We start from the raw sequence: 11,701 nt of genomic DNA, 5'->3' as shown, positions 1-11,701 counted from the left end.
CCCGGCTAAGGTCGAGCGCATGGCAACAGCGGTCTTCGTCGGGCTGTCCACACTCGATATCGCTTACACGGTGGCGAGCTATCCACAGGAGGACACGAAAACCCAGGCGCAAGACCAGTTCCTCGGCGCGGGCGGCCCCGCGGCCAACGCGGCGGTCGCCTACGCGGCCCTGTCGGGGCGCACGCCGACCCTGATCACCGCGCTCGGGGAACATCAGCTGGCGCACGTCATCCGGCACGACCTGGACGAGTACGGCGTCGCGCCGCTGGACGCGACGCCCGGCGCCCGGCATCGCCCGCCGATATCCTCGATCGTCGTGGCGACCGCGGCGGGCACGCGCACGATCGTCTCGCTCGACGGGTCCACCATCGCCGCACCCTTCGACTCGACGCATCTGGGACCGCTCAACGACGCCGAGGTGGTCCTGGTGGACGGGCACTATCCGGAGCTGGCCTTCGGCTTCGCGTCGGCCGCCCGCGCGCGCGGCGTACCCGTGGTCCTGGACGCGGGGCGCTGGCGCGATTCGCATGCGGCACTGCTGCGCCTGGTCGACATCGCCATCTGCTCCGCGGCCTTCGCGCCGCCGCATGCCGAGCCGGGGACCGAGGGGCTGTTCGACTATCTGCACGAGCGGGGCGTGACGTCGGCCGCGATCACCCACGGCGCCGGACCGATTCCGTATTCGACGACGGGCGAGCGCGGCACGATCGAGGTCATCGCGTGCCCCGTGGTCGACACGCTCGGCGCCGGGGACATCATGCACGGCGCATTCTGCCACTATCACGTTGCGGGACAAGCTTTTCCGGAGGCACTGCGCAGCGCGGCCGGGATCGCCTCGCTGGCCTGTGGCTCCCTGGGCACCCGCACCTGGATCTCGCAGCTGCCGGATACCGATCATCCGACATCGGCCTGAATCGATCGGCTCCGACAGGAATCACCCGCGCCGGACCGGACCGGCCGACCTGGCGAATCGGCTCATCCGGACCGATCAGATCACGGCGAACTTCCGGCCCTCGGCGCGCAGCACGAGGTCCGCGCTGTCACGGGTCCCAGCGACCAGTTCAGCATTGCGCAGATCGCTCTGCGCCACCTTGGTTTCGGCCGTCGCGACGCTCTTACCGCCGCGGATGTGCCTGCGCAGCAGCCGTTTATGCAGCACGGTCACCGGAACATCCAGGTACCAGGCCTCATCCAGATACTGACGCACCTGCGACCAGCCACCCGCCCCGACGTCGAGCAGTAGATAGTTCCCCTCGGTGATGACGATCCGCTGCCCGTCGAACACCACGCCCCCGGGCACCGGCTCGTGCCGTACGCGGTCGTATACCGGCCACGAAACCGGCTGTCCGAGCGGGGTTTCCCGCAGCCTGCGGAGCGCGGCGAGGTATCCCCGAACATCGAAGGTATCCGGTTCCCCCTTGCGCGCCAGCGCACCCGCGGCCCGCAGTTCGGCGTTGCTCAGGTGGAACCCGTCCATCGGCGCCACCTCCGCCACGCCCGCCTCGAGGGTGTCCCGCAAAGCCGCTGCGAGAGTGGATTTCCCGGCGCCGGGCGGCCCGGCGATCCCCAGCACGAATCGTCCGCCGTGGCCGCTCGCATGCTCCCGTACCCGCTCGGCAAGCATATCCAGCGACATCCCAGCATCATTGCGGATCATCCCGCCGACCTTACCGGCGACGGCGCCGCCGATCGGCAGGATCGGATTCATCGCCCCCTCGCGTCCGCCCGCAATTACCGCATACGCGGATCGGTCACTCGCACCAGCGCCTTCAGGTCGTCCTCGAGCGATCTGAACATCGCGTACACCCCGGCGAACCCGATGATGCAGCCCAGGCTCAGGAACCGCACCGGGACGATGACGCTGGATATCTCCGAGATCGGAATGAAGGTGACCGTCGCGATGGTCAGCAGGGGCACCGCCGCCGTGATGGCCACGGACAGGCTGGCGTGCCGATTCAACCGGCGCAGCCAGACCACGTCCTCCTCGCTCACATGCCCGCGGTGCAGGAACATCGGGTAGATGCATCGCACCCCGTAGAAGGTGATGAGGAAGAACGGGTACGCCATCGCGATCGCCCCGCACAGCACGTGGGAGGCGATCAGATGCATCACGGACCAGGCCGGAATGCCGCCGGCGGTGAGCCACAGCCCCACGACGAATGCGGTCCCCGAGAGGATCCAGAGCGAAAAGGCCATGAACACCGCCCACTCACCGACCCGCAGCAGGTCCCTGCGTGCGCGCCGGAGAGTATCGGCGTCATATGCGCGCCCGGTCTCCAATCCGCGCAGGACCGTGATCACGCGCCGGCACAGATACACGAGTATCACCGTGCCCAGCGGAAACAGGGTGGCGTTGACCAGAGTGGTGATCACCGCGAACTGATGACGCGGACGGTCCGGCAGCAGGTTGATCACCTGCATCTCGTTGTAGTAGATGTTGTAGAGCGAGGCCAGCACATTGGGAACGATGATCGCGAGCGCGACGATGACGATCCGCCACGGCCGGAGCCGGCGCCGCCAGCTGTGCTCGGGAGGATCCACCAGATCGCGGGCGATCGGATCCAGGCACAGCTCGAATTGCTTGGCCAGCACGGCCCCGTCGCTCCACCGGCGCTCGGGCTCCGATTCCAGGCACATCAGCAGGACCCGGCGCAGGGCGGCGGGGCAGTCCGGCGGCAGCCGCCGCAGCGCATCGGCGCCCACGCCCTGCTCGCGGGCGTCCAGCATCGCCTGCAGCATCTGTCCCTCGCTCCGGCCCGTTTCGGCGGCCGGGGGATCGTCGAACGGCTTCTCGCCGGTGAGCAACTCCCACAGCACCACCGCGAGCGAATAGATGTCGGAGCGGGTATCCAGATCGGCCGCGCTGCGGCCATATTCGGGATGACAGGCCGCGAGCTGTTCGGGCGACATGTACGACAGCGATCCGCCGAAGTAGCTGGTGGGGCTGGAGTCCTCCTGATCGCGGTTGTAGCTGATATTGAAGTCGGCGAACTTGGGCACCGCCTCGGCGGTCAGGAGAATATTGGCGGGTTTGACGTCGCGATGCAGCACACCGTTGGCGTTGGCGTATCCCAGCGCCTCGGCGAGCCGGCGACCCAGCCAGGCCACGGTCTCCGGCCAGCTCAGCGCCGAAATCTCGTCACGCACACTGGAATCGGTCAGCCGGATCTCGCCCTTCTCCTCCATCGCCGCGTCGACCGCGTCCAGCAGCAGCTGCCCGGAACGCTCGGCGGGCGGCGTCACCCGCACCCAGCGCAGCACATTCAGCAGGGTGCCGCCCGGTAGAAACTGCATGTACAGCAGGCGCAGGGCGCGGGAGCCGCGTTCGGCCGAGGCGTCGTGCAGCAGCCGCTGGTCGTAGACGCGCACGATGTAGTCATGGTCGAGCTGGGCCAGCGTCTGCGGCTCGCTGCCGCGGTCCGCGGAGATCTTCACCGCCACCAGCCGCCGCATCGAGCGCTGCCGGGCCAGGAACACCCGCGCGAAGGCGCCGCTGCCCAGCTCGGTCAGCAGATCGAAATCGTCTATGTGCTGGCCGATTTCGATCCGCTCCAGGCTGTCCGGGGTGTACGGCGCGGTGAGGTCGGCGGTGGTCCGGGTCGCCTCGCTCAGGGTTCCCGGCGATTCGACGGCGGCCAGGCCGGGCCTGCGGGTGCTCTGGTCCTCGTGGTCGGCATTGAGCAGCCCGCGCAGCTCGGTGGCGTGTCCGGGATACTCGCGCAGGCAGTCCCGGGGGTCCACCCGCTCGCCGCTGTGCCGCCGGATGACGAATTCCTCGTACACGAGGTCCGCGGGCAGAGATTCCGGCGTCAGCTCCGGGAATTCGGAACAGTAGTCGTACAGCCGCTTGGGCGAGGTCGCAGAAACGTTCTGGTCGGTCGCTCTTCGACCTGCGGGGTGGCGCAGCCAGCGATGACGCAGATCCACCCGGATCAGATCGATCAGGGCGCCCAGCCGGAGGGTCTGCGCGTCGGGTAGATAGTCGGCGATTTCCGGAGGATGAGCGGCCATCTCCCAGGCGGCGGCAAATTCGGCAGCGGCGCCGAATTCCGTTCCGTCCGCAGATTGCCCGAACCTGTCGCCCGGGTCGAGACTCTTGCTCATCTGTGCACCTAACACGTGTGCGAGCAGTGCGATTCCGCCACGCCTCCCACCATCATCCCCTAGCCGTTGCCGGAATGATAATTTGCGCACCAGCACCTATTCGGCCCATTTCGACCACGACGCGACGGGGGCTTGACAGTATGCAGAACGAGGGCGCCGCAATCAGTGGCGCATTTTCGACCACATCAGTGTCTCCCGCCGTTCAGGAGGTTCCGGTGAGCGCGAACGACACCCCGGCCGCGGACTCACCGGGCCCGCTCACGGCCGTGGCCATCGCGGCCGCGGTCCGCGACGGCGCCGCCCGGCCCGAAGGGATCGTCGAGGCCGCCCTCGAACGGATCGGGCTCGGGGATCCGAAGATCAATGCTTTCAGTCTCGTTCGCACCGAGCGCGCCCTCGCGGAGGCGCACGCGCTGGCCGACCGTCCCGACCTCGACGCGCTGCCGCTCGCGGGCGTGCCGATCGCGGTGAAGAACAACATCGATGTCGCGGGCGAGGTGACCCGCGGCGGCTCGCTGGCGGGCCCCGACCGTCCCGCCGCCGCGGATCATCCGGTGGTGCGCCGGCTGCGGCAGGCCGGAGCGGTGGTCGTCGGGCTCACCGAACTGACCGAACTCGGCCTGTTCGGCACGACCGACACCCCGGAGCGGATCACCCGGTCCCCCTGGAACATTCGCTACAGCGCCGGTGGCTCCTCGGGCGGGTCCGGGGCGGCGGTCGGGGCCGGACTGGTGCCGGTGGCGCACGGCAACGACGGCCTCGGTTCGATCCGCATTCCCGCCGCGGCCTGCGGGGTCGTCGGCATCAAACCGGGACGGAGCGTGGTGCCCTCGGAGGTCGGCCTCGACTCGTGGGGCGGCATGATCGAGAACGGCGTGCTGGCCACGACCGTCGCCGACGCCGCACTGGTGCTCTCGGTGCTGGCCGATCAGCCCGCACTCGCCGACCTGGAACCGGCCAGCGGATTGCGGATCGCCCTGGCCGCCGGATCGCCGTCGCCGCTGATCCGGGTCGATGGGCAGTGGGCCGGTGCGGCGGCGCTGGCGGCCGCGAGCGCCGCGGCGGCCGGACATACCGTGCGCCAGGCGCCGCTACCCTATGCGGGCGCCACCGTGGCGCTGGCGCTGCGCTGGGTCGCGAATGCCGCGCGCGAGGCGGACGCGACCGCGCATCCGGAACTACTCCAGCGCCGCACCCGCACCCATGTGGCCATCGGCCGTGCGGTACTGCGCGCGGGATTGATACGTCCGGGGCAGGTCGACCGCATCGAGGCCCGACTATTGGACTACTTCGATCAGCACGATGTGGTGATCACACCCACCCTGGCCGGCCCGCCGCCGCGCGCGGTGGCCTGGCACCGCACCGGCTGGCTACCGAATGCCCTTGTGAGCGCGGGATATTCGCCGTTCACGCCGTTGTGGAATCTGGTCGGCTGGCCCGCGATCAGCGTGCCGATGGGGATTCATCCGCGCACCGGCACGCCGTTGGCCGCGCAGCTGGCCGGTCCGCCGCGGAGCGAGTCCACGCTGTTGCGCCTGGCCGCGCAGCTCGAGTCGGCGCGGCCGTGGAGACGCACCGCGCCCTAAGGGACTCCCGCAGCGGTATCAGGCGGCCAACTCGTTGAAGCCGCCGGTGATGACGCGGTTCGCGAAGTCGAGGATGGTGGCCCGATCGTCGTCGGCGCGCCACGCCACGGCCAGCTCGCACGGCGGCAGGCCGGAGACCGCGCGCGCGGACAGGCCGGGCCAGCGATACATGGGCACGTTGCTCTCGGCCAGCAGGCACACGCCCAGGCCGAGGCTTACCGCCTCGAGGCGCTCTTCCGCGGTCGCGGCCTCGCCACCGATCCGGGGCTGACGCCCGCCGCGGGCATCGCCGCCGAGCCAGAACTCGCGCGCCGCACCGGCTTCGGCGGGCATCGCGATGAACGCTTCGTCGGCCAGGTCGGCGAAGTCGATGGTCTCGCGATCGGCCAGCGGATGGCTCTCCGGCAACAGCACCCACCGCGCCTCGGCGCGCAGCACCTGCCAGCGGTAGCGGCCCGAATCCGGGACCGGCAGCCACATCAGCGCCAGATCGGCCTGGCGGCTGGCCAGACCGCTGGAGGGATCGGTCCAGGACGCCGAATGCATCGCGAGCCGATGCCCGCTCGCGCTCTCGAGGTCGGCGATCAGGCCGCGGCCGATCGAGCTCTGAATACCGATGCGCAACACCTCGCCCGCCTCCTGGAGGGCGACGTTGGTGACCTCCCAGAGCTCGAGGATCTTGCGGGCCCCCTCGAGCAGCTCCTTACCGGCAACGGTGAGCGCCACACTGCGCTGATTGCGATCGAACAGCACCACGTCGAGCTGGCGCTCGAGCTGGCGAATCTGCCGGGACAGCGTCGGCTGCGCGATGTGCAGCCGCTGAGCGGCGTTGGTGAAGTGCAGTTCCTCAGCGACGGCGACGAAATACCGCAGGTCGCGCAAATGCGGGTCCATAGCCCCTTGCTATCAGAATCGGTGTTGGAAATCCAGCCGTATCGAGCCCTCAGGTCTTGAATCTAGGTTCGAAACAGCCATGAAGTTTGTTAACGACAGCATATTGCCTTCGCAAATCGGACGCGCACCCACCTCCGCGAACTGCCAGCCATCCCCTCCGCTTGTCAATTCAGCCGCCAAGACGACCGAGCAACCAGCGACAACCGCCACCGCACCCCCTCGGCATCACCAACTCCCCCTCCACCGACCAGCCGATCGCCACCCCCAGCAACAACGACCCCAACGGGACATGCAGCACATCTGATAAAACTGTGAATTTAGTCACATTTTCAGCCAAAGCCGGTTCGACCATCGGCATCAGCCGCAAGTAGACATCGTGGGCCGCGCTCGTTATCTCGGTGATGGCGTCCGCGAGTTGCGCCCAACATTGGACGGTGCCGCCATCCGCATCACCTATTGGCTCTGAGCTCCACCGTCGGCGGCCTGTTCATCTCCCGCCCAGGTAGCGACCAGCGCGGCCAGTAATCGACCGAATGCCCTTGCGGTGGAAGGGATACGAATCCTGTCCCCGGTGCTTACTCGCAGCGGGCAGACTCGCGGTCATGCTCTTGCCTCGTGGCGTCAGGATCAGCTGCTGTACACCTTCGGGTCCAGCGTCCCGATGTACGGCAGGTCCCGGTACCGCTCGGCGTAGTCCAGCCCGTACCCGACGACGAATTCGTCGGGAATGTCGAAGCCGACGTGCGCCACGTCGACGTGGGTGCGCAGGGCGTCGGGTTTGCGTAGGAGGGTGACCACCTCGAGGGAGGCCGGGTTGCGGCTGGAAAGGTTGCGCTTGAGCCAGGACAGGGTCAGGCCCGAGTCGATGATGTCCTCGACGATCAGGACGTTGCGGCCGGCGATGTCCTTGTCGAGGTCCTTGAGGATGCGGACCACGCCCGAGGACGAGGTGGACGAGCCGTAGGAGGAGACGGCCATGAATTCCATCTGGGTGGGTATCGGCAGGGCCTGCGCCAGGTCCGTCATGAAGAAGATCGCGCCCTTGAGCACGCCCACCAGCAGCAGGTCACCCTCCGGTGCGTCCGAGGGATATCTCTTGGCTATCAGTTCGGCGAGCTCGCCGACCTTCGCCTGGATCTGCTCCTCGGTGATCAATACCGACGCGATGTCGTCCCCATACACGTGCGCGGTTCCCTTCGGTGACGATCCGGCGATGATCCCGACCACCGGATCACTGTGGTGTAAACGCCATTGTCAGCTTCCCATGTTCACGCCGGGCAACCAACCTCGTCCCCGGTTTCGCGCCGCCGACGGCGACCCCGCCCTGGCCACGCCAGTCGGTGACGAGCGCATCGATCGCTCGTAAATGCTTGTCTGTCAGCGCTTTTGCACCACCGGCCAGCAACCAGGCCCGGATGGCCCGGCGGCGCAGGGCGGGCACGGCAGTGGCGAGCGTCTCGACAGACAGCGCACTGCCATCAGTTGCGGAGATCAGCAACTTCTCGGCAAGCTCGTCGAGGACCGCGCCGTCCTCGCGCAGCTGCTCCGCGGTGCGGGCCAGCGCCGGGGCGACCGCACCCCCCAGCACCTCCTCGAGCAGCGGCAGCACCTCGGTACGCAGCCGCACCCGGGCGAATTCCGGCGAGACGTTGTGCGGATCCTCATGCGGCCGCAATCCCAGATCCGCACACAGCTCCCGGGTAGCCGTACGCCGCACCCTCAGCAGCGGCCGCCCCCAGGGGTCGGCGAATTCGGCCATCCCACGAATGGACCGGCCGCCGGACCCCCGGGCCAGGCCCAGCAGCACCGTCTCGGCCTGGTCGTCGAGGGTGTGCCCGAGCAGCACCGGCAGCCCCCCGCGCGCGGCCGCCAGGGCCGCATACCGAGCCTCGCGGGCCGCAGCCTCGAGCCCGCCCGCACCACCGACCTCGACGGTCAGCACCCGCGCCGAGCGGCATCCCAACGACCGCGCCGCCGCGGCGGCCGCGACGGCCACCGCGTCCGACCCCGCCTGCAACCCGTGATCCACGATCAGCGCATCGACGACCTCGGCCTCCGCAACGGCCGCCGCGGTCAGCGCCAGCGAATCCGCACCCCCGGACAACCCGACCGCAACCACACCCGTCGGCGCATACCGTGCCATCCAATCCCGCACCGCATGCCGAACCTCCAGTGCCGCTGGCGTTTCGGGCAACCGTGTGGCGAACCCGGCGGCGGACCGCCACACCGGCACGCCGCTCCCTGGCGAGCCTGCCGATTCGGACTCGAGTACCGTGCCATCGTCCGGCGGATCCATCCCGCGCACCGACCCCGGCGGCGGGCCTATCGTCGCGTCGCGACCACTCCCCGGACGATCCGCCCGCGCCCCGCCCGGCGGCCGTCCCATCCTCAGCCCAGCACCCGGTCGACCCACCGCTGCGGGTCGGCGATCTCATCCGTCCGCGGCAGCGTCTCCGCATCGGTCCACACGGTGTTGAACCGCTCCATGCCGACCCGCTCGACCACTCCGTCCACGAACGCCTTGCCCCGGACGTACTGGGCCACCTTGGCATCCACGCCGAGCAGCGCGCGCAGCAACCGCTGAATCGGATTCGCCGGACGACGCCGCCGCCGATCGAATGCGCGCCGGATCTGCTCCACGGTCGGGACGACCGCCGGGCCCACCGCATCCATGACGTGGTCGGCGTGGCCCTCGAGCAGGGTGCCGAGCATCAGCAGCCGGTCCAGCGCCGCGCGCTGCGGCGGGGCCTGGGTGGCGCGCAGCAGGCCCAGTACCCCGCGATTGGCGGGATCGGAGTCGTCGGCGCCCGCGCGACGGCGCTCGCGCACCTCGTCCAGCAGGCGGTTCAGCATCTCGTTGAGCGGCTCGTCGCCCACATCGCCGAGCACCTCGACGTTCTGCTTCATGTACCCGGCCAGCCACGGCGCCGAGGAGAACTGCACCCGGTGGGTCACCTCGTGCAGGCACACCCACAACCGGAAGTCGGCGGGCGAGACGCCCAGGGCGCGCTCCACCATCACGATGTTCGGGGCCACCAGCAGCAGCGTGCCGTCCGGCCCGCTGAACGGGTCGTACTGGCCCAGGATGGCCGTGGACAGGAAGGCCAGCATCGCGCCCGCCTGCACCCCTGCGGGTTTGCCGCGCAGCCGCCCGCCCTCGCCGAGGCCGGTGAGCTGGGACATCGAATCGGCGGCCGCGTGGATCCAGCCGGGCCGGTCCACGATGCGCGCGGCGGGCACCGGCCGGTCGTCCGTGAGCAGACTGACCTCCCGCACCGGCCCCTCGGCTCGCGCGGAGGCCGAAACGAGTTCCGCGACAACCTGTTCGGCCGAATAGCGCGAGATCCGGGGCCCCGCGGGCACCAAGGCCGCGCCGGCGCGGGCGGCGAGCTGCCAGTCGACCGCGCCTGCCAGCGCCGAGCGCCTGGGCCTATCGGCCAGCCCGCCGGTCGCGGCCTCGACCAGCACCTGTTCGTGCCGGTCGGCGGTGTCTTCGGGTCCGGTCATAGGTCATCCACCCGTCAGGAGCATCCACAGTTGCGCAGCGTGGCAGTGACGGCGTCCAGTGCCGCCCGGCTCGCATCCTGCGGCTTGTCGTTCGACATCAGCGCGAAGGTCAGCACCCTGCCGTCCTTGTCCAGGACATACCCTGCCAACGCGTTCGAGACCGACAGAGTTCCGGTCTTGGCCCGCGCCCATCCGGCCGCGACATTGCTCGGGGGCGTGGTGTACCGGAAGGCCAGCGAGCCCGTGCCCGCCGCGACCGGCAGGTAGTCCAGCAGCGGACCGAGCGGATTGCCCGAACTCGGGGAACCGCCGGTGCTGACGACGGTGGCGCTCGGGGTGCCGTTGGCCGAGGCGACGCCCTGCGGCCCGGCGGCGGCCTGGGCGATGATCTTGTCCAGCAGCCGGGACGGGATGCGGTCGTCGGTGGACAGCCCGCTGGTGTCGCGCAGGACCGTCCCGGCGGTGTCGAATCCGGCGGCGTTCAGGGCGGTCAGCACGGCCTGCGCGGCGCCCGCGAAGGACGGCTGGCCGCCGGTGGCCGCCGCGATCTCGCGGCCGATCGCCTCGGCGACGACGTCGTCGGAGTCGGTCATCATCTGGGTCAGGCGCTCCCACAGCGGCGCGGACTGCACCTGCGCGACCGGCGTCGCGTCGGCCGGGGCCTTGCCCGCGTGCACCTTCGCCGGATCGATGCCCAGTGCGAGGGCCAGCCGCCGCCCGGCGTCCAGCGCGGGAGTCGGGGTGCGCGGGGAGTATTCGACCATCGGGTTCAGGCGGCCGCCCTCGAGCATGACCGGTTCGATCGGCGCCCACGACCCGCCCGCGATGTCGGCCGGGTCCCAGCCCGGCGCCTGCGACGGTCCGGCGTAGGCGGAGGTGTCGACCACGACGCTGCCGAAGGTGCGACCGGAGGACTGGATCTGGGACACCAGGTCCGAGAGCTTGGGCCCGTCGGGGTAGTAGCCCTTGCCGTTGGCCTGGGCGGTCAGGGTCGGATCACCGGCGCCGACGAGCACCAGCTCGTTCGAGTCGGGGCTCGACACCGCCTTCGTGGTGATGCGGTGATCGGCGGGCAGTACGAGCAGCGCCGCCGCGCCCGTCAGGACCTTGGTGGTCGAGGCCGGGATGATCGCCTTGTCCGAATCCTTCTTCCACAGCACCGTGCCGGTGGCGGCGTCGGTCACCGAGCCGCTGAACGCGCCCAGGTCCGGGTTCGCGACCACCTGGGCCAGCGCCGAGGCCAGGCCCGTCTGGGACGGTGCGGGTGCGGTCGACGACGCGGCGGACAGCCGCGGCGAGGGTGCCTGCGGTGCGGGTGCGGCCGCGATCTTCAGGCCGCCGTGCCGGAACTCCTCGGTCCATGGCTTGACGATGACCAGCGCCGTCGCGGCCGCGGCCACCACCACGACCAGTCCGGCGCTCACCCCGATCCAGACTTTGCGCCGCCGCCGGGTCGCGAGACCACCGATGTTCTTCCTGCTTCGACCTGCCACCTGACCGTAATCTCCCTAAGCTGCTCGCGCCGCGGCCGTCGTCGGCTGAGACGTGCGAAATCGAGTCCCTGCCGCACCCCAGCGCCCACCGACCACACTATCCTCACTTCGCCAGCG

At 69.8% G+C, this 11,701-nt stretch carries 9 protein-coding genes; 2 read left to right on the top strand and 7 right to left on the bottom strand.

Annotation, left to right across the window (positions count from 1 at the left end; genetic code table 11):
• The first annotated feature begins 19 nt into the window (after positions 1 to 19).
• The gene (locus tag KO481_RS03630; RefSeq protein WP_215915447.1) at positions 20 to 913 is read left to right on the top strand and encodes a PfkB family carbohydrate kinase; all 894 of its coding nucleotides are present in this window, start codon (positions 20 to 22) and stop codon (positions 911 to 913) included.
• A gap of 75 nt (positions 914 to 988) precedes the next feature.
• Here the strand turns inward: KO481_RS03630 and KO481_RS03625 are convergent, their stop codons facing one another.
• Both KO481_RS03625 and KO481_RS03620 read right to left on the bottom strand, forming a co-directional pair.
• Complete coding sequence (locus tag KO481_RS03625) at positions 989 to 1,708, bottom strand: nucleoside/nucleotide kinase family protein (protein ID WP_245400252.1); 720 nt, start codon at positions 1,706 to 1,708, stop codon at positions 989 to 991.
• A 23-nt stretch (positions 1,709 to 1,731) separates the two neighbouring features.
• A complete protein-coding gene (locus KO481_RS03620; RefSeq protein ID WP_215915446.1) occupies positions 1,732 to 4,104 on the bottom strand; it encodes a serine/threonine-protein kinase in 2,373 nt (790 codons plus the stop codon).
• 215 nt (positions 4,105 to 4,319) lie between these two features.
• Here KO481_RS03620 and KO481_RS03615 point away from each other — a divergent pair, with 215 nt between their 5' ends.
• Positions 4,320 to 5,690 (top strand): amidase, encoded by a 1,371-nt coding sequence (locus KO481_RS03615; RefSeq protein ID WP_308166287.1) that lies wholly within the window; start codon positions 4,320 to 4,322, stop codon positions 5,688 to 5,690.
• A gap of 18 nt (positions 5,691 to 5,708) precedes the next feature.
• Here KO481_RS03615 and KO481_RS03610 read toward each other — a convergent pair whose 3' ends face one another.
• The 5 genes from KO481_RS03610 to KO481_RS03590 form a co-directional block, all read right to left on the bottom strand.
• Complete coding sequence (locus tag KO481_RS03610) at positions 5,709 to 6,584, bottom strand: LysR family transcriptional regulator (RefSeq protein ID WP_215915444.1); 876 nt, start codon at positions 6,582 to 6,584, stop codon at positions 5,709 to 5,711.
• A gap of 627 nt (positions 6,585 to 7,211) precedes the next feature.
• Positions 7,212 to 7,766 carry a hypoxanthine phosphoribosyltransferase gene (hpt, locus tag KO481_RS03605; protein WP_215915924.1) on the bottom strand — a complete coding sequence of 185 codons (555 nt, stop codon included), beginning with the start codon at positions 7,764 to 7,766 and terminating at the stop codon, positions 7,212 to 7,214.
• Positions 7,767 to 7,815: 49 nt separating this feature from the next.
• On the bottom strand, positions 7,816 to 8,727 hold the full coding sequence (gene tilS, locus KO481_RS03600) for a tRNA lysidine(34) synthetase TilS (RefSeq protein WP_245400251.1): 912 nt from the start codon (positions 8,725 to 8,727) through the stop codon (positions 7,816 to 7,818).
• Between the two features lie 245 nt (positions 8,728 to 8,972).
• Positions 8,973 to 10,091 carry an Rv3626c family coenzyme F420 biosynthesis-associated protein gene (locus tag KO481_RS03595; RefSeq protein WP_215915442.1) on the bottom strand — a complete coding sequence of 373 codons (1,119 nt, stop codon included), beginning with the start codon at positions 10,089 to 10,091 and terminating at the stop codon, positions 8,973 to 8,975.
• 14 nt (positions 10,092 to 10,105) lie between these two features.
• Positions 10,106 to 11,584 (bottom strand): D-alanyl-D-alanine carboxypeptidase/D-alanyl-D-alanine-endopeptidase, encoded by a 1,479-nt coding sequence (locus KO481_RS03590; protein ID WP_215915441.1) that lies wholly within the window; start codon positions 11,582 to 11,584, stop codon positions 10,106 to 10,108.
• Positions 11,585 to 11,701 lie beyond the last annotated feature (117 nt).

It is taken from the genome of Nocardia albiluteola, assembly GCF_018860155.1.
Lineage (GTDB): Bacteria > Actinomycetota > Actinomycetes > Mycobacteriales > Mycobacteriaceae > Nocardia > Nocardia albiluteola.
Note: the sequence above shows the minus strand (reverse complement) of the source record. Positions and strands in the feature narration are given on the sequence as shown.